Source organism: Hoeflea sp. YIM 152468 (assembly GCF_029210485.1).
Lineage (GTDB): Bacteria > Pseudomonadota > Alphaproteobacteria > Rhizobiales > Rhizobiaceae > Hoeflea.
The window spans coordinates 66148-91343 of record NZ_JARGET010000013.1 but is presented as its reverse complement, the minus strand read 5'-3'; the positions used below and the strand labels follow the sequence as shown (position 1 = coordinate 91343).

Sequence of the window (25196 nt, the reverse complement as noted above, 5' to 3'; positions counted from 1 at the left end):
AATATGGTTCCGGCAGGGTTAGCTGGAACCGGCTATCCCCGCCGGCATTCTAAAAGCTGTCGACTTATTTGGTATGCTTGGTGATCAGTTCCTGCGCCTTGGCGAAGAGTGCCTCACCGTCGATACCCTTTGATTCCATTTCCTCGAACCAGTCATCGCGGACCTTCTCGGCGACATCTTTCCAGCGTGCCACTTCTGTTGCATCAAGCTCCAAGAAGACGTTGTCCGTGGCCTCGGCAATCTTGCGGCTTGGTGCGTCGAAGCCGGCCTGGGTCAGGCCTGCATAGCCGGAGAATTCCAGACCGGAGTTGTCGTCGATGACCTTCTTGAGGTCGTCGGGCAGGCTGTCATACTTGGCCTGGTTCATGGCCAGAACGAAGGCTGCGGTGTAAAGCGCGTGGTCACCCGAGAATTCGGTGTGCGTATCGACAAGTTCCGCAATTCTGAGTGCCGGGGTAACTTCCCACGGGATCACGGTGCCGTCAATGACGCCCTTGGAGAGGGCTTCCGGAATTGCCGGCACCGGCATGCCAACCGGCTCGGCGCCGAGTTCAGCAAGCAAGCTGTTGATCACGCGGGTTGGGCCGCGCATCTTCTTGCCTTCCATGTCCTCCAGCTTGCGCACACCGTCGCCCTTGGCATGAATGACGCCGGGACCATGAACCCAGGTGCCGAGAATCTTGACGCCTTTGAATTCGGTGGTTTCCATGTCGGACTTGAACAATTCCCAATAGGCGCGCGACGTGGCTTCCGCGTTGGTCATCATGAAAGGAAGTTCAAACACTTCGACACTGGGGAAACGGCCAGGCGTATAACCGGGAAGAGTCCAGACAATGTCGACCACGCCATCGCGTGCCTGGTCCATCAGCTGCGGCGGCGTGCCGCCGAGCGACATTGAGGAGAACACCTCGACCTTGATGCGTCCGCCCGAGTCGGTGCCAATCTTTTCAGCCCACGGAATGAGAATGCCAGCCGGCACACTGGCCTGCGCAGGCAGAAACTGGTGCATGCGCAGTGTGACTTCCTGAGCAAGAGCGCTGACCGACGATGCGCCAAAGGCGGAAACTGCGAGTGCAGCAATCGCTGCGGATTTCAAGAAATTACGTTTTAACATTGGACCCTCCCAGATTAATTTTGCGGATTCTAAGCCGCGACTTCCCCGAAAACTAGGGGATTAATTTGTAACTGCCTAGTGCCACTTGCATATCTCGCACTTGATCGCCACGAAACCCGGACTTGGCAGGATCGATCATGTTGAAAGCCGATACACGATGGGTTGAACAAGGTTCGCGGACGGGCCGCCCTCACACCCCTGTCAGCGGACTTCCTATCGAATTAACCGACCGATTGGTCAATCTATAAAAGCAAACCCGCGAGCTGACAACCAGTTTGTTGTAGCCTTGCGCGTCGATCGAGCGGTGAAGCCGACCCCGCCGGGACCCCCAGTTTGCTGCGCCGCGTGACAGAAAGCTTCCGTGTCACCCGTGCGGCGGCCTGGCTTCGGCCCAATGCAGACAAGCCGGGTGACCGGCTTTGACCGCTGTTTGTGCCGAAGCGGCGCATTATTCCAGATTTGGCAGTTGATCCTTTTGCAAAATCGGAAATGATGGATGAAGGTAGGTGGAGGCCTGACACGCAAGGGAGGAATGAGATGACGACTGTATCAATGACGGTGAACGGGCGAACCGTTTCCGGCCAATGCGAGGACCGGACACTTCTGGTTCAGTTCATCCGGGAAAATCTCGGCCTGACCGGAACTCATGTCGGTTGCGACACGTCCCAGTGCGGCGCTTGTGTCGTGCATGTGGACGGCAAGGCGGTCAAATCCTGCACGATGTTGGCTGCACAAGCCAACGGCTCGGAGGTCATGACCATAGAAGGCCTGGCTTCCGGCGGAGACCTGCACCCGGTTCAGGCGGCGTTTCGTGAACATCACGGTCTGCAGTGCGGTTTTTGCACACCCGGCATGATCATGTCGGCTGTCGACATGATCAACCGTTATGGCGGGCAGCTCGACGAAAAGACCGTTCGCGCGGAGCTGGAAGGCAATATCTGCCGCTGCACCGGCTACCACAATATCGTCAAGGCCATTCTCGACGCCGCGTCCAAAATGGGCGACGGGGCGAGAGTTGCCGCTGAATAGACAGGCCTGAACAGGCAATGGCGAAAGGCGGCGGACTTTGAGCAGACGGGATTGGTGCCAGTGATCTGAAATGAGCAAGCGGGATAGGCAAACCGGCTTGAACACTGTTTCCGACTCCGGCGATCCTGCCGAAACACCCCGCAACGGCTTTTCTCCAGCACTCAACCGGAGGAGTTTGAGACATGGGAATGGAAGGCATCGGCGCCCGCGTGGAGCGCAAGGAAGACAAACGTTTCATCACCGGCAAGGGACGATACACCGACGACATGGTGGTTCCGGGCATGAAGCATGCCCATTTCGTTCGTTCGCCGCATGCGCATGCGAGCATCAGGAATATTGACACATCGACGGCGATGAAAATGCCGGGTGTGATCGGGGTTCTGGCCGGAGACGAACTGGCCAGTGACGGAATCGGCTCGCTGATCTGCGGCTGGATGATCCACTCCAAGGACGGTTCGCCGATGAACATGGGCGACTGGCGTCCTTTGGCGCAGACCAAAGTCCGCTATGTCGGAGACGCGGTCGCGGTTGTTGTCGCAGACACCAAGGCCCAGGCACGCGATGCTGCCGAGGCAGTCATCGTCGATTACGATGTATTGCCAGCGGTTACCGAAGCCGTCGACGCGTTGAAGGATGGCGCGCCGCTGATCCATGACAATGCGCCCGGAAATCTGATCTACGACTGGGAGATCGGCGACAGTGCCGCGGTCGATGCTGCGATTGCCGGCGCCGCTCACGTCACCCGGCTCGACCTGGTCAACAACCGGCTTGTGCCCAACGCCATGGAGCCGCGGGCTGCGCTCGGCCATTATGACGAAGGCGAAGATCACTACACCTGCTGGACCACCTCGCAGAACCCGCATGTGGCGCGGCTGGTGATGAGCGCTTTTTACAATGTTGCCCCCGAAAACAAGCTGCGGGTGATCGCACCCGATGTCGGCGGCGGCTTCGGCTCGAAGATCTACATCTATCCGGAAGAAATCGTCTGTCTGTGGGCGTCAAAGAAGACCGGCGTTCCGGTCAAATGGGTTGCCGACCGCACGGAAAGTTTCCTGACCGACGCGCATGGCCGTGACCATGTGACGACGATCCAGATGGCATTCGATGCTGACAACAAGATGCTGGCGGTGAAAGCCGACACGATCGCCAATCTGGGCGCCTATATGTCGCTGTTTTCCTCCGTGGTGCCGACCTTTCTGCACGCGATCCTGTATTCGGGGCAATATGTCATTCCGGCGATCCACTGCAACATGCGCACGGTTTACACCAACACCGCGCCCGTCGACGCCTATCGTGGCGCCGGGCGGCCGGAAACGACCTTTGCTCTGGAACGGGTGGTCGAGACGGCAGCGCGCGAGCTCGGCATCTCACCGGCCGAATTGCGCCGCAAGAACTATATCCGCGAGTTTCCCTACCAGACGCCGGTTATCCTTTGTTACGATTCCGGCAACTACGAAGCCTCGCTGGACGCGGCAATGACTGCTGCCGATTACAATGGCTTTCCCGGCCGCAAGGCGGAAGCCGAAGCCCGCGGGATGAAACGCGGCATCGGCATGAGCAGTTACATCGAGGCCTGCGGTATCGCTCCATCGGCGGCAGTGGGATCGCTTGGCGCTGGCGTGGGGCTGTGGGAATCGGCGGAGGTCCGGGTCAATGCGGTTGGTACGATCGAAGTGCTGACCGGATCGCACAGTCATGGACAGGGGCACGAAACCACCTTCGCCCAGCTTGTGGCGCAGCGGTTCGGCGTCGGGATCGACAGTGTTTCCATTGTTCATGGCGACACCGACAAGGTGCAGATGGGCATGGGCACCTACGGCTCGCGCTCGGGGGCAGTCGGCATGTCGGCAGTGGTCAAGGCGCTCGACAAAGTCGAGGCCAAGGCCAAGAAGATCGCTGCCCATCTGATGGAGGCCGATGAAGCCGACATCGTCATCGAGGGTGGGCAGGTCAAGGTTGCGGGCACCGACAAGGCGCTCGGATGGCACGAAGTGTCGCTCAACGCCTACACCGCTCACAACCTGCCGGACGGTATGGAGCCGGGGCTGAAAGAGGGGGCTTTCTTTGATCCGACCAACTTCTCCTTCCCGGCCGGTTGTCACATCTGCGAGGTCGAGGTTGATCCGGAAACCGGCAAGACCGAAATCGTCCAGTTCGTGGCTGCCGACGATTTCGGCAACATCATCAACCCGATGGTTGTCGAGGGGCAGGTGCATGGCGGCGTCGCGCAAGGCATTGGCCAGGCGTTGCTGGAGGGCACGCATTATGATCCGGAGACCGGGCAACTGCTGACGGCAAGCTACATGGATTACACCATGCCGCGAGCCGACGATCTGCCGGGCTACACTGTGTCCAATACGGTGACACCGGCGACGACAAATCCGCTCGGGATCAAGGGCTGCGGCGAGGCTGGCGCCATTGGCGCTCCTCCGGCGGTCATCAACGCCATTACAGACGCAATCGGCAACAACGACCTGGCAATGCCTGCGACCCCGCAAAGGGTCTGGGCAGCGCTCCGGTCAGCACAATAGAAAAGGGAGGCAGACATCATGTATGCAACCAATTATCACCGCGCCTCCTCGGTCGAGGACGCCGTCAATCTGGTCTCGACTTCGGATGAAGCCAGGTTCCTCTCCGGCGGGCAGACACTGCTGCCGACCATGAAGCAGCGGCTGGCTGCTCCTTCTGATCTCGTCGACCTTCGCCATGTCGCCGCGATGAAAGGCATTTCGGTGAGCGACGGCTCGATCCGCATCGGTGCTGCGACGACGCATGCGGAAGTGGCGGGCTCTTCGGAGATTGCAAAGGCCTGTCCGGGGCTGGCGCATCTTGCCGCCCATATCGGCGACCCGCATGTGCGGCACATGGGCACCATTGGCGGCTCGATCGCCAACAATGACCCGGCGGCGGATTATCCCGCTGGCCTGATGGCGCTCAATGCCACGATCGTTACCAACACGCGCTCGATCAGCGCCGACGATTTTTTCACCGGCATGTTCGAAACCGCGCTTGACGACGGAGAGCTGGTGGTGGCCGTGGAAATCACGGCGCCGGCGAAATGCGGCTATGCCAAGTTTCCAAACCCGGCCTCGCGCTATGCCATGACAGGGGTGTTTGTCGCCAAACACGGGGACGGTTCGGTCCGCGTCGCGGTCACCGGAGCGGGCTCGGATGGTGTGTTCCGGCATCAAGCCATGGAGCAGGCCTTGGCTCAGAACTTCTCGGCCGAGGCGCTGAGCGGCGTCGCCGTCGACGATTCCGATCTGATGGCGGACATTCATGCTTCGTCGGCCTATCGCGCCAATCTGGTCAAGGTCATGGCCAAGCGGGCGGTCACCGCCGCGGGCTGATCCGGCTCAAGGCATCACCAATGCACCCTCGGGCGGATCTTTCGATCCGCCCGAGGGTGCTGCATGGTTGACTAAAACCATTCTGCGGGCCGGTCTGGTTCAGGCCCAAGGGAAACGATCAAGCAGATTTGCGCAGCAGCGACGCCGCGACGGCCCGCGCGTCCCGATCCGTCGCGTAGACATCGTCGATTGACCGGGCAACGCGGCCATCGTCGAGCCTGTCCATCACCGCGGCAACAATATCGGCCATGACGAGGAAGCCGATCCGGCCGGCGATAAAGGCTTCGAGTGCGATTTCCTTGGCGCCATTGAGAATGGCGCCTTGCAGGCCACCGCGCTGCATGGCGATGCGGGCGAGCGTCAGGGCGGGGAACCGCTCCTCGTCGGGGGCGAAGAAATCGAGCCGTGCCAGCTTGGCGAAATCAAGCCGCTCGACCGGCAGGCTCGCGCGGCGGGGATGGGAGATCGCATAGCCGATCGCATGGCGCATGTCCGGAACGCCGAGCTGGGCAAGAACCGAGCCGTCGCAATAGCCGACCATGGAATGGATGACCGATTGCGGATGGATGACAACCTCGATCTGGTCCGGCCTGATGCCGAACAGGTGGCGGGCCTCGATCATCTCGAGAGCCTTGTTGAACATCGATGCGCTGTCGATGGAGATCTTGAGGCCCATGGAGTAATTCGGGTGCGCCGCCGCCGTTTCCGGTGTAACCGCAGCCATCCGGGCGCGGGTGAAATCGCGGAACGGACCGCCGGACGCGGTCAGGATGATTCGATCAACAGCGTGGTGCTGGTTTTCCTCCAGCACCTGGAAAATGGCGTTGTGCTCGCTGTCTACCGGCAGCAGTTTGCCGCCGCCTCGGGTGATGGCCGCAGTAAACAGGTCGCCGGCGGAGACCAGGCATTCCTTGTTGGCAAGCCCGATGTCCGCACCGCCGGCCACGGCTGCCAGCGTCGGCTCCAGTCCGGCGATACCGACAATGCCGGCAATCAGCAGATCGGTGTCGCGGGCGCCGGCCTCGATCAGCGCCGTGGGTCCGGCGCCGGCCTCGATGCCCGTTCCCGCAAGCGCCGATTTGAGCTCGGCGTAACGATCCGGATCCGCCGTGACAGCGAAAGCCGCGCCGGTCTGCTTTGCCTGCTCGACCAGACGCTTGATGTTGCCCTTCCCGGTAATGGCGGGCACCTCGAAGACCTCCCGGCCACCGAGATGGGCCATGACATCAAGAGTGTTGCATCCGATCGAGCCTGTGGCGCCGAGTATGGAGATACGGCGCCGGTTTGTTGTCGGAGCATTGCTCATGAAAACACCATTGTGGACTTGGGGTATGCGGTCAAGCCGGCTTCGGGTGCAGGCTGACCGTTGCGTCTTTGGCTAAACCCGCGGAGTTGCGGGACGGCCATTGAGTTCAAGCAGTTCGATGAACAGAGCCGAATGATCCAAATTGCCGCCGCCGAGATCGGTCGCCAGGCGCAGGAAGCGGTCCCGAAGAGCCTCAACCAGCGGCAAGCTGATATCCAGTTCAGCCGCCTCGGCCAGCACATTGTCGAGATCCTTGATCTGCACCGAAACCCGCCCGCCCGGTTCGTACTCATGGGTTTGCATCCGCGCGCCATGCAGCTGCAGAATTGTCGAATCGGCGAAACCGCCGGCGAGGGCGCTGCGAAACGCAGCCAGATCGCCGCCGCCTTCGGAGACCAGCAATGTCGCCTCGGCCACAGCGCCGATGGTGATGGCGACAATCGCCTGGTTGGCGAGCTTCGCAAGCTGCCCGGCTCCCGAAGGACCGACCCTTGTGGCCCGCCCCATGGCCTTGAACAGATCTTTCGCCGCATCGAAGACCGGCTGGTCGCCTCCCGCCATGATTGCCAGTGTTGCCTGTTCGGCGCCTTTGGTGCCGCCGCTGACCGGTGCATCCAAATGGGCAATGCCATATTTTGCCAGCCGGACGGCGTGATCACGAGCCTGCGACGGGCGGATTGAACTCATGTCGACAAGCGTGGCGCCCCTCGACATTGCCTCTGCGGCGCCGGACTCGAACAGGACGCTCTCGACAACGGCACCATCGGTCAGCATGGTGATGACATGGCTCGCCTCCTTCACCGCGTCCGCGGCGCTGGCAGCCACTCGGGCGCCGTCAGCGATCAAAGGCACGGCTTTGGCCTGATCGCGGTTCCAGACGGTCAGTTCAAAGCCGGCGCCGAGCAATCGACGCGCCATCGGTGCCCCCATCAAACCGGTGCCGAGCAATGCAATTTTCGTTTTCATATCTGGTTTCCCGCAATGCGTATCAATGTCCGGAATGATCTACAGAAGCCTGAGGCAAACGGCAATTAATTCCGGGGATGTCATCATTTCCTGATCGGTTACGGCGGCGATGGTTGATCAGTGACTGCGCAGGCTGGCCTGATGTAAAAGTGAAGTCCAGCTGTTCATTGACGCCAGGTGGCAATAGATTGTCGCAAGGGCATCGGACTTGCGCAAAGTGAGAAACTCCTCGTCACCCAGCGCCCGGAGCCTGGCCTCGTCGACCAGATGAAATCCGGTGATGTTGAAGCTTTTGCCATCCGCCAGGGTGATCTTGCTGGTGCGTTTTGCCAGCAGCCCGCTGCCGGCGATCAGCTTCATGATCTGGCGGGTCTTGACGACCATTGCCTGGTACTGCTCGCAAAACGCCAAGGCGCTGGTGATGGCTTCAGCCTGCTTTCCATTTTCGAACAGGGGATTGATGTCCTTTTTCGGCTTGGCGCCGATGGTCTTGAGCCGTGCGGGATCATTCTCGATGCACAGGGTGAGACGGTCATCGGTCTCGTTCCCGGCCAGAATAAAGGGATAGCGCCTTATATAGGCGGGCACATAATGCGGCTCGGCCCACTTGCCGTTAGCATCTATGAACAGGTTTTCGCCCTCCTTGATCCCGGTGATCATCATCGGCATGAAATCCGGGCCGGAAAAGATGATGGGATAGGAGCGCATTGCCGCCGGCATCTCGGCGGCCATCAGCGGTATGACAATGGCCGAGGCGGCAAAGCTGAAATTCGTACTTTGCGCCAGCCCCTTGTTGCCATGCTGCTCCGGGCTGACAGCTTCGGGTGCGGTGTAAAAAAGTGGAAATGTGTCTGGTTTTTCAAGTGTCCTGTCAGGCAATGGTCGTCCCCCCATTTGGCCCAGCCACGCCGGTTTCTCCGTTTTGGTGCGGGCTGCAATGCAATTTAACACCAATCTTTTGTTGTTGTTAACAGCTGCTGCAACTTGGATGGCTTTTGCGCGCCCCGGTCATCTGTACAAGCGAGATCGCCGCTCCTAACGTGGCCGCATGAGTGAGTCGCAAATCCTTGACAGTCGGTATTCGTGGTTGCGGCTGGGTGTGACCCTGGCGATTGCCGTTCTCGGCAATGTCGGGATGTGGGCGATCATCGTCATCATGCCGGCGGTGCAGGGCGAGTTCGCGGTCGCCCGGGCTGACGCTTCAATTCCCTATACCTTGACGATGATCGGCTTTGCACTGGGTAGCCTGGTGATCGGCCGGGCTGTCGACCGGTTCGGGGTGACCGTTGCCCTGACAGGGTCGGCGGTGATCATGGCGGCGGGCTTTGGCCTCGCAGCCGTGAGCAACTCGGTCGTGATGCTGGCGACCATGCAGTTCATCATCGGGTTTGGCACGGCTGCCGGCTTCGGGCCGCTGATTGCCGATATCTCGCACTGGTTTTTTCGCCGGCGCGGCATTGCTGTGGCAATCGCGGCAAGCGGAAACTACCTGTCAGGTGCGATATGGCCGTTGCTGCTGAGCGGCGTGCTGAGCGAGTTTGGCTGGCGGAGCGTCTATGTCGTGCTCGCCGTCGTGCCGGTTGCGTTGATCATCCCGCTGTCGCTGCTGCTCAGGCGCCGGGTGCCTGAGGACGCGACAGCGCATGCCAACAGGTTGTCGCTGTCGAATGCTCGGTCGGTGAATTTTTCGCCAACCACGCTGCAATGGTTGCTGGGACTGGCCGGGATCGGCTGCTGCGTGGCGATGTCGATGCCACAGGTCCATATCGTCTCCTATTGCACCGATCTCGGCTATGGACCTACCGTTGGCGCTGAAATGTTGTCGTTGATGCTGATGGGCGGTGTCGTCTCGCGGCTGGTTTCGGGGTTGATCGCCGACCGGCTGGGCGGGGTCAAGACGTTGCTGATCGGCTCGACATTGCAATGTATTGCGCTGTTTTTATACCTGCCGTTCGATGCGATGGTGCCGCTCTATGTCGTCAGCCTGATCTTCGGCCTGTCACAGGGCGGAATCGTGCCGAGCTACGCGCTGATCGTGCGGGAATATCTGCCGGCACGGGAAGCCGGCGCGAGGGTCGGTTTTGTGATCATGGCGACCATCATCGGCATGGCCTTGGGTGGCTGGATGTCCGGCTGGATCTATGATCTCACCGGCTCCTACCAGGTCGCCTTCCTCAACGGGATCGCCTGGAACTTCCTCAATATCGGCATCATGGCGCTGCTGCTGTTCAAGTCCCGGGCAAGACGCGGCGAGGCAGTGCCTGCATGATGATGCCAGCGGGCGGTGGTGCGCAGGGTGGTGATCCCGGACCGCAGTCTGGTGGCGCGCCGCGCCACGCCAGTCCTGGCCGATGCGGACCACAAACCTGACCCGCCGAACACCCGTGGGGCGTCGGCGCGCGCAGCCTTCATGGGGCAGCGGAAAACCCGGTTTTATCCGCTTGATTTGCCTGTCCGGAAGCACGTTCGAACGACTCATGGTGCTATCCTCCTGGCGCGCATGAACGAGCCCCGAATTCGGTCTCCAAGAAATTCAAGGGTTGTCGTTCCGGGGTTTTTGATTTAACGCGGATGGATGCAAGTTAAATTGACGTATCGCTATAATAAGCTCATGTAATAAATGTCGGTGTAAATATTATATTGCGGCAAATTGTAATCTGCAAGTGACGGGCAAAAATCTATATTTCAAATACTGGTGGCCTGCAGGCGGCCTGATCTCTCCAAACATAATTCGATATTGGCAAAAAAAATAATATCCTCTCAATTTTTCGTCGAGGGGTTGAACTCCGGAGCGGAATTTGGTTGTTTGCGCCGCGTGGTGCCGATGTTGGACCAAAGCGTTCAACGCGCCTGCAAATTACACCAAGCTCGGATTTCTCCCACGTGCACATGAGCCTCGCTCGTTTGCCGGGGCGGAAATACGACGAATAGGAGACGCCGACATGAAGAAGTATCTATTGGGCACTGTCCTTGCACTCGCCATTCCCGGCGCCGCTATCCCCAGTGCTGCCATGGCTGCAGACCAATGCGGTGAAATCACGATGGCCGAGATGAACTGGTCCTCGGCCAAGATCGTGGTCGCGACCTCGAAATTCCTGCTGGAGCAGGGCTATGGCTGCGATGTCGCGGTCGTGCCGTCGGACACGACGCCCGCCGTCACCTCATTGGCCGAAAACAACGAGCCCGACATCGTGCCGGAACTCTGGCCCAATTCCGCCGGCGATGTCTATGACAAGCTGAAAGAGGGCGGCAAGATCGTTGAGTTGACCAGCGTTCTTGATCCCGGTGGCGTCGAAGGCTGGTGGATTCCGTCCTATCTGGCTGAAGCACACCCCGAACTGAAGACCATCGACGGCATTCTTGCGAACCCCGACCTGGTTGGCAGCATGTTCAACAACTGTCCCGATGGCTGGGGCTGTCGCACCGTCAGCGATAACCTGGCTCGCGCCTTCGATCTCGAAGGAAATGGCATCAAGGTCTTCAACCATGGTTCGGGCGAGACGCTTGCCACCTCGATGGCTTCGGCTTTTGAAAGCAAGGAACCATGGTTCGGCTACTACTGGGCCCCGACGACGCCGCTCGGCAAATACGACATGGTCAGCGTAGACCTGGGTGAATATGACCAGGCGGCCCACGAGGCCAACCAGAACCCCGATACGCCCGATCCGAAGCCGTCGGCGTTTCCGACTGCACCGATCCTGACCATCGTGACCAAGGATTTCAACGAGTCTCATCCCAAGGAGGCCGAGTTGTTGTCCAACGTGTCTTTCAAGACCGAAACGATGAGCAGCCTTCTGGCCTGGCAGGATGAAAACAACGCCACCTCGGAAGAGGCGGCGGTGTATTTCCTGCAGAACAACAAGGACGTTTGGGCCGGTTGGCTGAACGATGACGCCAAGGAAAAGCTGGCGAAATTGCTCAAGTAGCATCTCTGCACAACGGGGCGGCGCCATTCCGGCGCTGCCCTTTCTGATTTTTTACCGATAGTCACGCAAACGTTTCGAGGAACGTTCCCGGATGAAACCTTTGCGTGGTTGTCGGCACAGCTTGTCGGTAGCGGCGATAGCGTAACGCTCCCGATATGGACAATTCCCGGAAAAAACCGGAGAGGATATAATGGCAACCTACGATTTTCTGTTCGACAGTCTCGGTCTGCGCGGCTGGTGTGGCGACGACCAGGGCGGGCTGTCTTCGATGGCTGACCTGTTGGGCGAGACATCGGGGCAAGATGCAGACATCTCCGCATGGGACACACCTTTCCCATCGCTCGATGCGCTGCATGACGCTTGCTCCGCAATCCCGCAATCGCGTGCGCTCACTTTGGGGCTGGAGCGTGGATTCCTCGACATCAAGGACAGCCTCAAGGTCGTTGTCGATCCGCTGACGCAGCCGCTCAGCTGGGCGTTGAACGATGCCTTGTGGGTGATGCAGGCGGTGCCGTGGTGGATCATGATTCCGGTGCTGATGCTGATCGCCTGGGTGGTTGGCCGCTCGATCAAGCTGGTCGGCCTGGTCGCGGCTGTCTTCTGCCTGCTCGCCTTTGTCGATTATTATGATTACACGATGCAGACACTGGCGATCATATTCGTTTGCGCCTTCATTTGTGTGCTGTTCGGGGTGCCAATCGGCATCGCCATGTCGCGCAGCGACAGAGTGCAGCGCACGATGATCCCCATTCTGGACATGCTGCAGACGTTGCCGCCCTTCGTCTATCTGATCCCGCTGATCTTTCTCTTCAGCGTGACCGAACCCAAGCTCTACGGGATTGCCATCATCCTTTATGCAATTGTTCCCGTTGTGCGTCTGACCGATCTGGGCATCCGCCTGGTCGACAAGGATGTGATCGAGGCCGCCGATGCCTATGGCATGACCAAACGGCAGAAGCTCTTCGGCGTCCAGATCCCGCTGGCCCTGCCCAACATCATGGCCGGCGTGAACCAGACCATCATGATGAGCCTCGCAATGGTCGTCATCGCCTCCCTGGTATCAGCTCCCGGACTGGGCGTGCTGGTGCTGCGCGGCATTCGCAATCTTGAATTGGGCGTCGGGCTGCTTTCCGGTCTCGGCATCGTGCTTCTTGCGGTCATTCTCGACCGCGTGACCAAAGCAGCGCTGGAACGCATCAACTCGCAACAGCCGGGTTGAGGAGGACAACACATGAGTATTGACAACAATCCCAAAATCTCGGTTCGCAATCTGTACAAGATCTTCGGAGACAATCCGCAGGCAGCGTTGGAGCGCGTCAAGGAAGGCATCAGCAAGGCCGACCTTTTAACCGAAACCAACCATGTTCTGGGCCTCAATGACATCAATGTGGACATGCCCACCGGCAAGACCACCGTGATCATGGGTCTCTCGGGATCGGGCAAATCCACCCTGATCCGCCACCTCAACCGTCTGATTGAGCCAACCGCCGGTGAGGTGTGGATCGATGACGAAAACATTCTCGAGTACAACGAGAAACAATTGCGCAGTCTGCGCCAGCACCGGATGTCGATGGTGTTCCAGAAATTTGCCCTTCTGCCGCATCGCACCGTTCTGGAGAATGCAGGCCTTGCGCCCTCGATCAGCGGTGAAAGCCGCAAGCAATACAAGGACGAAGCCACCAAATGGCTCGATCGGGTCGGGCTGGAAGGTCAGGGCAACCAGTATCCCGTGCAGCTTTCGGGCGGCATGCAGCAGCGCGTCGGCATCGCGCGGGCGCTCACGTCGAACAGCGACATCATGCTCATGGACGAAGCCTTCTCCGCGCTTGACCCGCTGATCCGCACGGATATGCAGAATCTGCTGATCGACCTGCAGAACGAATTGCAGAAAACCGTGATCTTCATCACCCACGATCTGGACGAGGCGCTGAAGCTGGCGGACCATCTGGTGATGCTGAAGGACGGATGTGTTGTCCAGCAAGGGGAGCCGCAGGAGATTCTGCTGCGTCCCAATGATCCCTACATCGAGGATTTCGTCGCTGACATCAATCGCGCCCGGGTGCTGCGCGTCCGTTCGGTGATGGAAAAAACCGTGGGCGCGCCCGGCAATGTGGCCGGTGATGTCGACCATGAGGACACGCTTGAAACGGTGATCGCGCTATCGGAGGGCGACACGACGAAGCGCTACCGGGTAACTAGGGATGGCGTTCAGGTGGGCGTGCTGGATATGCGAACGCTGGTGCGTGCGCTGGTTCCACAGGGCGGTTCGAGCGAGGACCCGCGTCTGCCGGAGCTTGCTGGATCGGACGCATAGGTCTTCGGTATAAGCCGCAACCCATGTGTCCGGTATGGACCCGAAGAATGATGGTGATCCCGGAAGGATTCGAACCTTCGACCCCAGGATTAGGAATCCTGTGCTCTATCCCCTGAGCTACGGGACCACGAGAAAGAGTGCATACAGAAAAGCGGCCTGTTGTTCAACAAGAACAACCCTCGGGTCGAGATCGAATGACACTCGGGCAAAAGCGACGCCGCCGCGCATCCAATTGAATGCGCGGCGGCGTCAGATCTGGCGGTGATGGACGCGCTCTGAATCAGGCAGCGAGCGCCTTTTCGGCGAGCTTGACCCAATAGGATATGCCCACCGGAATTGCGTCATCGTTGAAGTCGTAGGCCGGGTGGTGCAGGCCGGCGGTGTCGCCATTGCCCATGAAGATGAACGCGCCGGGGCGGGCTTCGAGCATGAAAGAGAAATCCTCGCCGCCCATGGTCGGCGGCTGGTTGCGTTCGACCATTCCCTCGCCTGCAACAGCTTCGGCGATGTCGGCGGCAAAGTCGGTTTCGTCGGAATGGTTGAAGGTGAGCGGATAGTTTCTGAGATAATTCAGCGACCCTTCGGCGCCGTGAGCGGCGGCAACATCGCGCACTATCTCGCCGATCCGGGTTTCGGCCATGTCGCGCATGCCGGCCGAGAGTGTACGGACGGTGCCCGCCAGTTCAACGGTTTCGGGAATGATGTTGTAGGCCGAGCCGCCGATGAATTTGGTCACGGACACAACCAGGGGCTCCAGCGGATTGGCATTGCGCGAGGCAATCGATTGCAGCGACGAGACGACGGCCGCAGCAGCGACAATCGGATCGACAGTCTGGTAGGGCATGGCGGCATGGCCGCCACGGCCCTTGATGGTGATGTCGAATATATCCGTTGCCGCCATGATCGCTCCCTTGCGGATGGCGAATTGTCCGACCGGAAGGCCCGGCAGATTGTGCATGCCGAACACCTTGGCGATACCGAACCGCTCCATCATGCCGTCCTTGACCATTTCGCGGCCGCCGGCGCCGCCTTCTTCGGCGGGCTGGAAAATGACGGCGACGGAGCCGGTGAAGTTGCGGGTTGCTGCAAGATGGCGCGCAGCGCCGAGCAGCATGGCGGTGTGGCCATCGTGACCGCAGGCATGCATCTTGCCGGGCGTGCGCGAGGCCCAGGGCACGCCGCTGATTTCATCGATCGGCAGCGCATCCATGTCGGCGCGCAAACCGATGGCGGGACCGTTGCCACCCGGGCGGCCGTGAATGAGTCCGACAACGCCAGTCCGGCCAATGCCTGTGACGACCTCGTCGCAGCCGAATGATTTGAGCTTCTCGGCGACGAAAGCGGCCGTGTTGTGCACGTCATACAGCAATTCGGGGGCGGCATGAAGTGTGCGGCGCCAGGTGGCGACTTCGTCCTTCATGGAAACAACATCATCAACAAGCTGCATTTTTCACCTCTATGGCTTCATGATAGCAATGCCGGGCACCGCAAGAATATGCTCTCGCCTTTTGCCATCTGTCTGCCATATAGGCTAAGTAGTGAAGCATGACGAGCGAAAAGCTGCATCCTTACGGCTTCGCGCAGGCCGCTGAACGCCGAAGCTGCAGCAGGAACGGTTTGAAACACTGGAAAGTCGGGCGCATCGAATGAGCTTATTTTTGCAGTCGCGCCGGTTCGGCGCAGGGGTGGCCGCGGTGGTGCTGGCACTGCTGCCACCGGCCATGGCGCACGCCAATCCGAAAATTGCCGTCGATGTCAGGTCGGGCCGTATCGTCGAACATGAGCAGGCTTTCCAGCGCTGGTATCCGGCGTCGCTGACCAAGGTGATGACAGGCTATGTGGTGTTCAAGGCAATTCAATCGGGTCAGATGACCCTGGAAACGCCGGTAACCATGTCGGTCCATGCCGCCAAGGAGCCGCCGAGCAAGATGTACTTCAAGCCCGGCGAGCGGTTTCCGCTGGATTCGGCGCTCAAATATCTGATGGTCAAATCCGCCAACGATGTCGCTGTGGCAATTGCCGAAGCGGTATCCGGCACCGAGGAGGCTTTTATCGAAGAGATGAATGCCACAGCGGTGCGGCTGGGCATGACCTCCACCCGCTTTGTCAACCCGAATGGGTTGCCGGGTAAAGGCCAGTATACCACCGCCAGGGACATGGCGCTGCTGGCAGTTGCGGTGCGACGCGAGTTTCCGCAATTTGCGCATTATTTCAGCTATGAGGGCTTCGCCACCGGCACGAAGGCCTATATCAACTACAATCTGCTGATTGGCCGGTTTGCCGGTGCCGACGGCATGAAAACCGGGTTTATCTGCGCCTCCGGATTCAATCAGATCTCGTCGGCGACCCGCAATGGCAAGACGGTGGTCAGTGTTGTGCTTGGCGCACCGTCTCAGGAATCGCGGGCCGAGGACTCCGCACGGCTTTTGCAAAAGGCCCTGACCAGTCCGGCCGCGGGCGGCGACACCCTCCAGGGCATCGCGCCCTATGGGGACGGCCGCAACCAGGTGGCGGACATCTCGGGCAACATCTGCTCGGCCAAAGCTCGCGCTGCGCGTTACGAAGGGAGGGATGTCGAAGGCAAGATGGTCCTCAATTCGCCCTATCTCGTCGAGATGACACGCGAACCACGGCTGGTGCAGGCTCCCGCAGGATTGCCGCGCGCAAGTGTCGACATTGCCCTGTCGCGTATCCCGATCCCGGTTCCCCGGCCAGGCAGCACGGTTTCTGGTTACATCGAACCAGTCGCCGCATCGGCCTTCACGGCGCCGGATCCAGCGGCTGAAATGATCCCGCTGCGGCCGAGTGTGCCGGTGCCGGTTCCGCGGCCTGAAACCTGACTTGTAGAGATTGACCAAGTGATGACTGACAACAGTTCCCCAGCACGTGTCTGGAGCGCCCCGCGTGGCGTTCCGGTTTCGATTCTGACAGGCTTTCTGGGGGCAGGGAAAACCACATTGCTCAACCGGCTGATTGGCGATCCGTGGCTGAGCGATGCAGCGCTGATCATCAACGAGTTTGGCGATATCGGTATCGATCATCTGCTGGTCGAGAGTTCCAGCGATGGCGTGATCGAATTGTCCGACGGGTGCCTGTGCTGCACGGTGCGCGGCGAACTGGTCGACACGCTGGCCGATCTGATGGACCGCATGCAGTCGGGGCGCATCAGGCCGTTCTCGCGGGTGGTGATCGAAACCACGGGTCTGGCCGACCCGGTGCCGGTGATGCAATCGGTCATCGGCCATCCCGCACTTGGGCAATCCTACCGGCTCGAGGGGCTGGTAACCGTGGTCGATGCGGTGCATGGCCTTGCCGCACTCGGTGACCATGAGGAAGCACGCCGGCAGGTGGCGGTGGCCGATACGCTGGTGCTTTCGAAGACGGCGCTCGTCGACGATTGTGATGACCTTCGATTGCGGCTCGAAGCGCTCAATCCGTTGGCGCGGGTGGTCAAAGCGGACGCCCCGGATATCACGGCCCAAGGCCTGTTTGACACCGGTGCCTATGATCCGGTCGCCCGCAGTCTCGATGTGGCGCGCTGGCTGAACTCAGCTCACGACACTCACGCTCATGACCACGCCCATCATCATCAAGGCAAGGGGCGAGCGCATCGCCATGACGTGAACCGTCACGACGCGCATATCAGGGCAGATTCGATTGTCTTGGACACGCCGATCTCGCCGGAAGCGCTGGCGATGTTCATTGACCTGTTGCGCTCGGCGCACGGGCCAAATCTCTTGCGGATGAAGGGCATCATCCGACTGACGGACGATCCGTCACGCCCGCTGGTGTTGCACGCCGTGCAAAGCCTGATGTCCGAGCCGGTGCGGCTTTCCGCCTGGCCCGAGGGGGCCCGGCAGGAGACACGGCTGGTGGTGATCAGCCGGGACATGCCTGAAGGGTTCATCACAGAGCTGTTTTCGGCCTTTGCCAACGAACCCGGGATCGGACGTCCGGACCGGGACGCCCTGACAGACAATCCGCTGGCGATTCCGGGCATGCCGTCACGGCGCTGATCAGATCATGGCTGGATGAGGGAGGTCGACAGACCCGGACGTGGGCGCCGGATCTGGTCGATTCAATGCGTGTCATCTATCGTTCAAACGAAGATATTGACCGCGACACGCATCAGCCCTTTTCAATGACGAAGCTGTGGCCGCCATCGACGGTGGCGCTGCTGAGCAGTCGATGCCCGTTTTCCCGGCAGAAATGCGGGATGTCGATCACCGCCAGCGGATCGGTGGTGGCGATGACGATGCGCGAGCCCGAAGCCAGGTCGCGCATGTGCTTGCGGGTCTTGAGCACCGGAAGCGGGCATTTCAGCCCGCGCAGATCCAGGGCGTCACCATCCTTGCGGCTCAATTGCTGCTCCAGATTTTCCAGAATGGTTTACGGGATTGGTCTGCCGGTACCGGCTGGCCTGAAGTGGCAAGCTGTGGCGACGCGGCGGGGTTTGGCGTGGGCACCGGCACATCACCCGATGTCGAAGCCGCCGCCGGCGTTTCCTGCACTGCTGGCGACTGCGATTGCACCGTCGCCGAAGCTTCGGGCACTCCGAGCGGTGCGACGGCGCCAATATTGGGTGTGAGCGCCTTGAGCGGATTCCCGGTGGAAAACAGGCTGAGGACAGGTGAAGCCGGCGCCTTTCCGTCATTGGCCGCAATCTGGGCAGCCTTTGCTGCCTCGCGATTGGCACGCTGGGCTTCGGCTTCCGCCTTGGCTTTGCTGGCTGCGATCTGAACAGCCTCATTGCGTTCGAGTTTGGCGACTGCCTCGCTGAAGGACTGGTTCCAGTTTTTTTCATAAGCGAAATGTGCAGACGCCAGCGTGGCCGGAACACTTGCCGGCGGGCAGGCGGCAGTGGCCCGGAAGGAGGCGTTCTCGACCTCGGGAACCTGATTGAAAACGTATTGCCGTTCACAGACTTCAACCTGCGGCGGGCGTTTGGTCAGTTCGAAATGATCGTAGCCGACCTTGAGCATTTTCCAGAACTCGAAATGCTCGCTGTCGCGGTGCCGCGCCATGTTTTCAGGTGTCATGCGGAAAGGCAGCGCTTCCACCATGAAGAATTCCTGACCACCCTTGAAAGCGTCGCGGGCGAAGCCATAAATCTCCAGCACTTGCTCGTCTGTCATCGAATAGCACCCCGCCGAAGAGCACGCGCCATGAACCATCAGGTTTGATCCGGTACGGCCGTAAGACCGGTCATAGCTGTTCGGATATCCCATGTTGAACGACAGATAATAGCTCGATTTCGGGTTCATCTGTGCCGGGTAGATGCGGTAATAACCCTCGGGCGCCTGCCGGTCGCCTTCGGCAAATTTGGGGCCGAGCTTGCCGGACCATTTGCAAATTTCGTAGGACGCGATGATATCGTAGCGGCCATTGCCTTTCTGCTTCCAGACTTCAAGAACGCCTTCTTCCTTGAAAATCCGCATCATGATCGGCGACCGCGTGCTCATGTCGTGCGCCTTCATCTTGTTGACGAGCTTGGCGGGCAGCGGGTGTTCGACCTTGTTGGAAACGGAATCCAGCGCATCCTGACAGCCGCTCAGGCCAAGCAGCAGGACAGGGAGAAATCGCAGCGTTCGGATCGGGGTCATGGTGTCTCTTGGACTTCACAGTTGCCAGTTTCACGACTGGTTCAATGCTTGCAAGCCGATTTGAGGCCCGGAATATCGATGCGACATTACTGCCAATATGGTCAATGAAGCCTTACCAAAATGCAGGCTCGTGCCGATTGGCCCTGATTGTCGCACTCGTCTCCACGCCCCGCCGCGCAAGGCGGTGGGGCAGGTCCACACTATTGGCGGCGTAAATGTGGCCCGAATTGGGCAGTCGTCAGCCGATACGGCGGCCGATATCGAGGAATTTCTTGCGGCGCTCAGCGCGCAACTCATCGCCGGAGCGGCCCGACAGCTCTTCAAGGGCCTTTGCGATGGTGTCGCCGGCAGTGGAGATCACGCTTTCGTGATCGCGATGTGCACCGCCCGCCGGTTCACGAATGATGCCGTCGATGATGCCCAGACCGCGCAAATCTTCTGCGGTGATCTTCATCGCCGTCGCGGCATCCCGCGCCCGGGTCGGATCGCGCCACAGAATCGAGGCGGCGCCTTCCGGTGAAATCACCGAGTAGATTGAATGTTCGAGCATGTAGACCCGATTTCCGACCGCGATGGCGATGGCGCCGCCGGAGCCGCCTTCGCCAATGATCATCGAGATCAAAGGGGCGCGCAGGTTGAGACAGATCTCGGTTGACCGGGCGATGGCTTCGGCCTGGCCGCGCTCTTCCGCTCCGACACCTGGATAGGCGCCGGCCGTGTCGACCAGCGTGATCACCGGGATCCCGAACCTGTCGGCCAGTTCCATCACGCGAATGGCCTTGCGGTAGCCCTCCGGACGAGCGGAACCGAAATTGTGATGGATACGGGATTTGGTGTCGTGGCCTTTCTCCTGACCGATGACAACGACCGGCTGACCGCGAAAGCGGGCGAAGCCGGCCTGAATGGCGGCGTCCTCGGCGAACTTGCGGTCTCCGGCCAACGGTGTGAATTCATCGAACAAGGTCTTGGCATAGTCATTGAAATGCGGCCGGTCAGGATGTCTGGCGACTTGTGTTTTCTGCCATGGGTTGAGCTTGTTGTAGATGTCGATCGTGGCATCGCGGGCCCTGGTTTCGAGCCGGGCAATTTCATCGCCGGTATCGATACTCTCGTCCTCGCTGGCAAGTTTCCTCAACTCAAGGATCTTGCCCTCCAGGTCGGCGATCGGTTTTTCGAAATCAAGATAAGTGTGCATCGAGCTTTTTCCGCGCGGACAATCGCTTTTCCGGTCGCTGGGACCAGTCAAACGCAAACTGACTGTTGTGTCACGCTTTAGTTTGGCGTGGTGCGAGACGGCTTAATCGCGACTTTTTGTGGCTTTTGCAAGGGGGTGGTGCTCATTGACCAGCTGGCGTAACCGTTCGTCGAGCACATGGGTGTAGATTTGGGTGGTGGAAATGTCGGCGTGGCCGAGCAATTCCTGAACCGCGCGCAAATCGGCGCCGCCGGCCAACAAGTGGCTGGCGAAGGCGTGGCGCAGCACATGCGGCGAGACTTCAGCCGGGGGAATGCCTGTGCGCGCGGCGACATCCTTGAGTTCACGTGCGAAGACCTGGCGGGAGAGATGGCCTTCCGCCGAATTGGCCGGAAACAGATACCCCGCCTGCTCCGCGGCATCCCCGATCAGATCCAGCCAGGCCTCAAGTGCGGCGCGCGAGGGACGCGACATTGGAACCATACGCTCCTTGGCCCCCTTGCCACGTATAATCAGGAAACGGCCACCCTCGGCAAGCACCCGATAGGGCAGGCTGACCAATTCGCTGACCCGCATGCCGGTGGCGTACAGCAGCTCCAAAAGCGCACGAAAGCGGATACGCCGCAGGGCTTCTTCCCTGTCTTGGGCCAGGGCGATGTCGGTTTCCGCCTGGGCCAGCAATCGCGTGACGTCGTTGATGCTGAGCACTTTGGGCAGGGACCGGGATTTGCGCGGCGAATCGACGACGCCGGTCGGATCATCGTTTCTCAGGCCCTCCGCATGCAGAAACTTGTAGAATTGACGCAGTGCGGAAAGGTGCCTGGCCTGCGATGCCGGAGAAAATCCGCGCGCGGCGAGATCGCCGATGACTGCACGGATATCGCTGGCCTGCGCCTTGAGCAACGTGGTTCCAAGTGAAGCCAGCACCGCCGAAGCGTCATCAAGATCACGGCGATAAGCCTCAAGCGTGTTGCCGGCCGCGCCGCGTTCGGCGCTCATCATCTCAAGGAAGGCCTCTGCATTGGCGGCGCTCAGATCGCGCATGTGTCGACGCCATCCTGTCAGTTGTTGAGTTTTTCGGTCGGGACGCGCACTGTTACTTCACGGTCGACCGGTTCGACATAGAACACCAGAGCAAACATGGCGCCATAGACGATGCCGAAAAGCACTGCGCACAGGAAAAGGAACCGAAACAAGGATGGCATGGCTACTCCGGCGAACGAATATTGTAGCTGTTATGCGGCAGGGCGCAGGTTGATTCAAGGTGAATAGGGAAAACAGCACCTGCTTGACGCGCCGCCGGACATGGCCAATAGAAGGCCGGGATCAATGGCCTGAGCGCGGGGAAATGAGTTGACGGAACCGCAGGCAAGCGCGCCGGAAGACGAAATCAACAGGGCGCGGCGTGTGCTGGGCCAACGCAATCTGGTGTTCGTCGGCCTTATGGGGGCGGGCAAATCGGTTATCGGCAGGCTTGTCGCGCAGATGCTCGGGATCCCTTTCGTTGATTCCGATCACGAGATCGAGCGGGTGTCGCGCATGACCATCCCCGAATTGTTCGCGGCGTATGGAGAGCCTGAATTCCGCGCGCTGGAAACACGGGTGATCAGGCGGCTGCTCAGAACCGGGCCGCGGGTGTTGTCAACCGGCGGCGGCGCGTTCGTGAATGACGCCATCCGCAAAATGGTGCTGGCCAACGGTTTGTCCGTGTGGCTGGAGGCCGATCTCGAAGTCTTGTGGTCGCGGGTCTCCAAGCGGGACACCAGACCGCTGTTGAGAACCGCCGATCCCAAGCGGACCCTGTCGGATCTGCTTGATCAGCGGTATCCGATCTATCAAATGGCCGATGTGACGGTGCAGTCGCGGGACGAGGCCAAGGAAATTATCGCTTTGGAAACGGTTGCCGCGCTGGCGCAACTGGATCAAGGCCAGGAAACGGTGCCGACCTCATGACCCTAACCCTCCCGCGTGAAATTGTCCGCGTTGATCTTGGTGCGCGCAGTTACGATATTGTCATCGGCCCGGGATTGATCGCCCAGGCCGGAGCGGAGATTGCCGCGCGCAAACCGGGTGTACGATGCGCGGTTGTCACCGACAGCAATGTTGCCGCGGCGCATCTGGACACGCTTCTTGAAAGCCTGGCTGCAGGCGGGATCGAGGCTGCGCCTCTGGTGCTGGAGCCCGGTGAGAAAACCAAGCGTTTCGACCAGCTGATCGGGGTCTGCGACCATGTCCTGGGGGCCCGGCTGGAGCGGGGTGACTTGGTGCTGGCGCTGGGCGGCGGCGTGATTGGCGATCTGTCGGGGTTTGCGGCCGGGATCGTGCGGCGTGGCATGGGATTTGTCCAGCTGCCGACCAGCCTTCTGGCCCAGGTCGATTCTTCCGTCGGCGGCAAGACCGGAATCAATTCCGCCCATGGCAAGAACCTGATCGGCGTGTTCCATCAACCGGACCTGGTTCTGGCGGACACCGATGTGCTGGACACGCTACCGATCCGCGAATTTCGCGCCGGTTATGCCGAACTGGCGAAATACGGCCTGATCGACCGGCCGGAGTTTTTTGCCTGGCTTGAGGCGAACTGGCGTGACGTGTTTGCCGGCGGGGCGGCGCGGATTCATGCCATCGCTACGGGATGCCAGGCAAAGGCCGATGTGGTGGCAGCGGACGAACGGGAATCGGGCGCGCGGGCGCTGCTTAACCTCGGTCATACCTTCGGCCATGCGCTGGAGGCGGCGACCGGCTATGATGGACAGCGCCTGGTGCATGGCGAGGGCGTGGCTATCGGCATGGTTCTGGCGTATGAATTTTCGGCGCGGATGAACCTGGCGAGTCCCGACGACGCGGCGCGCGTCAGGCACCATCTCAGCCAGGTTGGCCTGCCAACCCGTATGTCGGATATTGAAGGTGAGCTGCCGAAGACCGATATACTGATGACACACATTGCGCAGGACAAGAAAGTCCGGCGCGGCGCGCTGACCTTTATTCTGACGCGCGGCATCGGCCAGTCCTTTGTGGCTGGTGACGTGCCGCAAGATGAAGTGTTTCGATTCCTGGATGACAAGCGGACATCATGATGCTGGAAACCATAGGCTCAATCCTGGCTGACCATGGCCTGACCGTCCTGGCGATTCTGGTCCTGATCGGCCTGTCGGGATTTTTCTCCGGCTCCGAGACGGCTCTGACGGCGGCCTCACGCGCCCGCATGCACTCGATGGAAACGAGCGGAGATGCCCGGGCGGCTACGGTGAACACGCTGATCGAGCGCAAGGACCGGCTGATCGGGGCACTGTTGATCGGCAACAATCTGGTCAATATCCTGGCGTCCGCGCTGGCCACAAGCGTATTGCTGTCGATCTTCGGCGATTCCGGGGTGGCGCTGGCGACACTGACCATGACGCTGCTGCTGGTGATCTTCGCCGAAGTGCTGCCCAAAAGCTGGGCGATTTCGGCGCCCGACCGTTTCGCCATGGTGGTCGCGCCCACGGTCAGGTTCTTTGTCGTCATTGTCGGACCACTGTCGAGTCTGATAAACTGGATCGTGCGCAACATCATGTCGATCTTCGGCGTCACATTCGCCTCGGAAACCTCGATGCTGTCAGCGCACGAGGAAATCCGCGGCGCAGTCGATCTGCTGCACCGGGAAGGATCGGTGATCAAGGCCGACCGTGACCGGCTCGGAGGTGTTCTTGATCTGGGCGAGCTGGAAGTCTCGGATGTGATGATCCACCGCACCTCGATGCGGATGCTCAATGCCGACGAGACACCCGAGGTCAACGTCCGGGCGGTGCTTGAGAGCTCGTTTACCCGGATGCCGATCTGGCGCGGCTCGACCGACAACATCATCGGCATCGTTCATGCCAAGGACGTGTTGCGGGGACTTGCCGAGGTTTCGAACGACCCGCAACGTATGGATGTTGTCAAGATTGCCCAGAAGCCGTGGTTTGTGCCCGATACCACCAGTGTTCCCGACCAGCTCAATGCGTTCCTGCGGCGCAAGGCCCATATTGCCATCGTGGTGGACGAGTATGGTGAGGTGGAAGGGCTGGTGACGCTGGAGGACATTCTCGAAGAGATCGTCGGCGACATTACCGACGAGCACGACACCGAGGTCCAGGGTGTCAGGCAGGAAGCGGACGGTTCGATCGTCGTTGACGGGTCAGTGCCAATTCGCGACCTCAACCGGGCGCTCGACTGGTCGCTGCCTGATGATGAGGCAACGACTGTTGCAGGTCTGGTGATTCACGAATCCCAGACGATCCCCGAGGAAAAGCAGGCGTTCACTTTTCACGGCAAACGCTTCATCGTAATGAAGCGCGACCGCAACAGAATCACCCGGCTGAGAATACGGCCGATGGACAAAGCCTGATGGCGGAAGCCTCACGCTACTCCTGAA

At 60.1% G+C, this 25196-nt stretch carries 22 protein-coding genes and 1 tRNA gene; 12 read left to right on the top strand and 11 right to left on the bottom strand.

Annotated features, from left to right (window positions below; translation table 11 throughout):
* Positions 1 to 64: 64 nt before the first annotated feature.
* Positions 65 to 1114 (bottom strand): TRAP transporter substrate-binding protein, encoded by a 1050-nt coding sequence (locus PZ897_RS07910; protein WP_275751462.1) that lies wholly within the window; start codon positions 1112 to 1114, stop codon positions 65 to 67.
* 537 nt (positions 1115 to 1651) lie between these two features.
* Here PZ897_RS07910 and PZ897_RS07905 point away from each other — a divergent pair.
* The 3 genes from PZ897_RS07905 to PZ897_RS07895 all read left to right on the top strand — a co-directional run bounded on the left by PZ897_RS07905 (position 1652) and on the right by PZ897_RS07895 (position 5493).
* Positions 1652 to 2143: a (2Fe-2S)-binding protein gene (locus PZ897_RS07905; RefSeq protein ID WP_275751460.1), complete on the top strand. Its 492-nt coding sequence runs from the start codon at positions 1652 to 1654 to the stop codon at positions 2141 to 2143.
* Between the two features lie 182 nt (positions 2144 to 2325).
* Positions 2326 to 4674, top strand: coding sequence for a xanthine dehydrogenase family protein molybdopterin-binding subunit (locus PZ897_RS07900; protein WP_275751459.1), 2349 nt, complete (start codon positions 2326 to 2328; stop codon positions 4672 to 4674).
* A gap of 18 nt (positions 4675 to 4692) precedes the next feature.
* Positions 4693 to 5493: a xanthine dehydrogenase family protein subunit M gene (locus tag PZ897_RS07895; protein ID WP_275751458.1), complete on the top strand. Its 801-nt coding sequence runs from the start codon at positions 4693 to 4695 to the stop codon at positions 5491 to 5493.
* Positions 5494 to 5611: 118 nt separating this feature from the next.
* Here PZ897_RS07895 and dxr read toward each other — a convergent pair whose 3' ends face one another.
* From dxr to PZ897_RS07880, 3 genes are all read right to left on the bottom strand, one after another.
* Positions 5612 to 6799, bottom strand: coding sequence for a 1-deoxy-D-xylulose-5-phosphate reductoisomerase (gene dxr / locus PZ897_RS07890; RefSeq protein ID WP_275751456.1), 1188 nt, complete (start codon positions 6797 to 6799; stop codon positions 5612 to 5614).
* Positions 6800 to 6871: 72 nt separating this feature from the next.
* A complete protein-coding gene (locus PZ897_RS07885) occupies positions 6872 to 7765 on the bottom strand; it encodes an NAD(P)-dependent oxidoreductase (protein WP_275751454.1) in 894 nt (297 codons plus the stop codon).
* Positions 7766 to 7882: 117 nt separating this feature from the next.
* A complete protein-coding gene (locus PZ897_RS07880) occupies positions 7883 to 8644 on the bottom strand; it encodes a SapC family protein (RefSeq protein WP_275751452.1) in 762 nt (253 codons plus the stop codon).
* Positions 8645 to 8813: 169 nt separating this feature from the next.
* Between PZ897_RS07880 and PZ897_RS07875 the strand changes: the two genes are divergently transcribed.
* The 4 genes from PZ897_RS07875 (at position 8814) to PZ897_RS07860 (ending at position 14005) form a co-directional block, all read left to right on the top strand.
* The gene (locus PZ897_RS07875) at positions 8814 to 10034 is read left to right on the top strand and encodes an MFS transporter (RefSeq protein WP_275751450.1); all 1221 of its coding nucleotides are present in this window, start codon (positions 8814 to 8816) and stop codon (positions 10032 to 10034) included.
* 673 nt (positions 10035 to 10707) lie between these two features.
* Positions 10708 to 11691: an ABC transporter substrate-binding protein gene (locus PZ897_RS07870; protein ID WP_275751448.1), complete on the top strand. Its 984-nt coding sequence runs from the start codon at positions 10708 to 10710 to the stop codon at positions 11689 to 11691.
* A 190-nt stretch (positions 11692 to 11881) separates the two neighbouring features.
* Positions 11882 to 12910, top strand: a complete 1029-nt coding sequence (locus tag PZ897_RS07865) for an ABC transporter permease subunit (RefSeq protein WP_275751446.1) — start codon at positions 11882 to 11884, stop codon at positions 12908 to 12910.
* A gap of 12 nt (positions 12911 to 12922) precedes the next feature.
* Positions 12923 to 14005 (top strand): ATP-binding cassette domain-containing protein, encoded by a 1083-nt coding sequence (locus tag PZ897_RS07860; RefSeq protein ID WP_275751445.1) that lies wholly within the window; start codon positions 12923 to 12925, stop codon positions 14003 to 14005.
* Between the two features lie 51 nt (positions 14006 to 14056).
* Here the strand turns inward: PZ897_RS07860 and PZ897_RS07855 are convergent.
* Together PZ897_RS07855 and PZ897_RS07850 are read right to left on the bottom strand one after the other, a co-directional pair.
* Positions 14057 to 14132, bottom strand: a tRNA-Arg gene (locus PZ897_RS07855).
* 153 nt (positions 14133 to 14285) lie between these two features.
* On the bottom strand, positions 14286 to 15452 hold the full coding sequence (locus PZ897_RS07850; RefSeq protein ID WP_275751443.1) for a M20 aminoacylase family protein: 1167 nt from the start codon (positions 15450 to 15452) through the stop codon (positions 14286 to 14288).
* Positions 15453 to 15651: 199 nt separating this feature from the next.
* Here PZ897_RS07850 and PZ897_RS07845 point away from each other — a divergent pair, with 199 nt between their 5' ends.
* Both PZ897_RS07845 and PZ897_RS07840 read left to right on the top strand, forming a co-directional pair.
* The gene (locus PZ897_RS07845; RefSeq protein WP_275751441.1) at positions 15652 to 16845 is read left to right on the top strand and encodes a D-alanyl-D-alanine carboxypeptidase family protein; all 1194 of its coding nucleotides are present in this window, start codon (positions 15652 to 15654) and stop codon (positions 16843 to 16845) included.
* A gap of 21 nt (positions 16846 to 16866) precedes the next feature.
* Positions 16867 to 18021: a GTP-binding protein gene (locus PZ897_RS07840; RefSeq protein WP_275751439.1), complete on the top strand. Its 1155-nt coding sequence runs from the start codon at positions 16867 to 16869 to the stop codon at positions 18019 to 18021.
* A gap of 112 nt (positions 18022 to 18133) precedes the next feature.
* Here PZ897_RS07840 and PZ897_RS07835 read toward each other — a convergent pair whose 3' ends face one another.
* The 5 genes from PZ897_RS07835 to PZ897_RS07815 form a co-directional block, all read right to left on the bottom strand.
* On the bottom strand, positions 18134 to 18367 hold the full coding sequence (locus tag PZ897_RS07835) for a sulfurtransferase TusA family protein (protein WP_275751437.1): 234 nt from the start codon (positions 18365 to 18367) through the stop codon (positions 18134 to 18136).
* The gene (locus tag PZ897_RS07830) at positions 18364 to 19608 is read right to left on the bottom strand and encodes a murein L,D-transpeptidase family protein (protein ID WP_275751435.1); all 1245 of its coding nucleotides are present in this window, start codon (positions 19606 to 19608) and stop codon (positions 18364 to 18366) included. Before PZ897_RS07830 ends, PZ897_RS07835 begins: the two co-directional genes overlap by 4 nt.
* A 238-nt stretch (positions 19609 to 19846) precedes the next feature.
* Positions 19847 to 20803, bottom strand: coding sequence for an acetyl-CoA carboxylase carboxyltransferase subunit alpha (locus PZ897_RS07825; protein ID WP_275751434.1), 957 nt, complete (start codon positions 20801 to 20803; stop codon positions 19847 to 19849).
* Between the two features lie 102 nt (positions 20804 to 20905).
* Positions 20906 to 21847, bottom strand: a complete 942-nt coding sequence (locus PZ897_RS07820; protein WP_275751433.1) for a site-specific tyrosine recombinase XerD — start codon at positions 21845 to 21847, stop codon at positions 20906 to 20908.
* Between the two features lie 17 nt (positions 21848 to 21864).
* Entirely contained in the window at positions 21865 to 22008 is a 144-nt protein-coding gene (locus PZ897_RS07815; RefSeq protein ID WP_275751432.1) for a histidine kinase, read from the bottom strand.
* Between the two features lie 148 nt (positions 22009 to 22156).
* On the opposite strand from PZ897_RS07815, the gene PZ897_RS07810 reads away from it, so the two are divergent.
* Genes PZ897_RS07810 through PZ897_RS07800 form a run of 3 tightly spaced genes read left to right on the top strand, consistent with a single transcriptional unit; the run spans position 22157 to position 25169 of the window.
* Positions 22157 to 22756: a shikimate kinase gene (locus tag PZ897_RS07810; RefSeq protein ID WP_275751431.1), complete on the top strand. Its 600-nt coding sequence runs from the start codon at positions 22157 to 22159 to the stop codon at positions 22754 to 22756.
* Positions 22753 to 23877 (top strand): 3-dehydroquinate synthase, encoded by a 1125-nt coding sequence (aroB, locus tag PZ897_RS07805; protein ID WP_275751429.1) that lies wholly within the window; start codon positions 22753 to 22755, stop codon positions 23875 to 23877. The genes PZ897_RS07810 and aroB overlap by 4 nt, the downstream gene beginning before the upstream one ends.
* Positions 23877 to 25169 (top strand): HlyC/CorC family transporter, encoded by a 1293-nt coding sequence (locus tag PZ897_RS07800; RefSeq protein WP_275751598.1) that lies wholly within the window; start codon positions 23877 to 23879, stop codon positions 25167 to 25169. The genes aroB and PZ897_RS07800 overlap by 1 nt, the downstream gene beginning before the upstream one ends.
* The last annotated feature ends 27 nt before the right edge of the window (positions 25170 to 25196 follow it).

Coding starts and splice junctions, on each gene's coding strand:
- PZ897_RS07910 (WP_275751462.1), bottom strand. CDS start 1,114: ATGTTAAAACGTAATTTCTTGAAATCCGCAGCGATTGCTGCACTCGCA.
- PZ897_RS07905 (WP_275751460.1), top strand. CDS start 1,652: ATGACGACTGTATCAATGACGGTGAACGGGCGAACCGTTTCCGGCCAA.
- PZ897_RS07900 (WP_275751459.1), top strand. CDS start 2,326: ATGGGAATGGAAGGCATCGGCGCCCGCGTGGAGCGCAAGGAAGACAAA.
- PZ897_RS07895 (WP_275751458.1), top strand. CDS start 4,693: ATGTATGCAACCAATTATCACCGCGCCTCCTCGGTCGAGGACGCCGTC.
- dxr (WP_275751456.1), bottom strand. CDS start 6,799: ATGAGCAATGCTCCGACAACAAACCGGCGCCGTATCTCCATACTCGGC.
- PZ897_RS07885 (WP_275751454.1), bottom strand. CDS start 7,765: ATGAAAACGAAAATTGCATTGCTCGGCACCGGTTTGATGGGGGCACCG.
- PZ897_RS07875 (WP_275751450.1), top strand. CDS start 8,814: ATGAGTGAGTCGCAAATCCTTGACAGTCGGTATTCGTGGTTGCGGCTG.
- PZ897_RS07870 (WP_275751448.1), top strand. CDS start 10,708: ATGAAGAAGTATCTATTGGGCACTGTCCTTGCACTCGCCATTCCCGGC.
- PZ897_RS07865 (WP_275751446.1), top strand. CDS start 11,882: ATGGCAACCTACGATTTTCTGTTCGACAGTCTCGGTCTGCGCGGCTGG.
- PZ897_RS07860 (WP_275751445.1), top strand. CDS start 12,923: ATGAGTATTGACAACAATCCCAAAATCTCGGTTCGCAATCTGTACAAG.
- PZ897_RS07850 (WP_275751443.1), bottom strand. CDS start 15,452: ATGCAGCTTGTTGATGATGTTGTTTCCATGAAGGACGAAGTCGCCACC.
- PZ897_RS07845 (WP_275751441.1), top strand. CDS start 15,652: ATGAGCTTATTTTTGCAGTCGCGCCGGTTCGGCGCAGGGGTGGCCGCG.
- PZ897_RS07840 (WP_275751439.1), top strand. CDS start 16,867: ATGACTGACAACAGTTCCCCAGCACGTGTCTGGAGCGCCCCGCGTGGC.
- PZ897_RS07830 (WP_275751435.1), bottom strand. CDS start 19,608: ATGACCCCGATCCGAACGCTGCGATTTCTCCCTGTCCTGCTGCTTGGC.
- PZ897_RS07825 (WP_275751434.1), bottom strand. CDS start 20,803: ATGCACACTTATCTTGATTTCGAAAAACCGATCGCCGACCTGGAGGGC.
- PZ897_RS07820 (WP_275751433.1), bottom strand. CDS start 21,847: ATGCGCGATCTGAGCGCCGCCAATGCAGAGGCCTTCCTTGAGATGATG.
- PZ897_RS07815 (WP_275751432.1), bottom strand. CDS start 22,008: ATGCCATCCTTGTTTCGGTTCCTTTTCCTGTGCGCAGTGCTTTTCGGC.
- aroB (WP_275751429.1), top strand. CDS start 22,753: ATGACCCTAACCCTCCCGCGTGAAATTGTCCGCGTTGATCTTGGTGCG.
- PZ897_RS07800 (WP_275751598.1), top strand. CDS start 23,877: ATGCTGGAAACCATAGGCTCAATCCTGGCTGACCATGGCCTGACCGTC.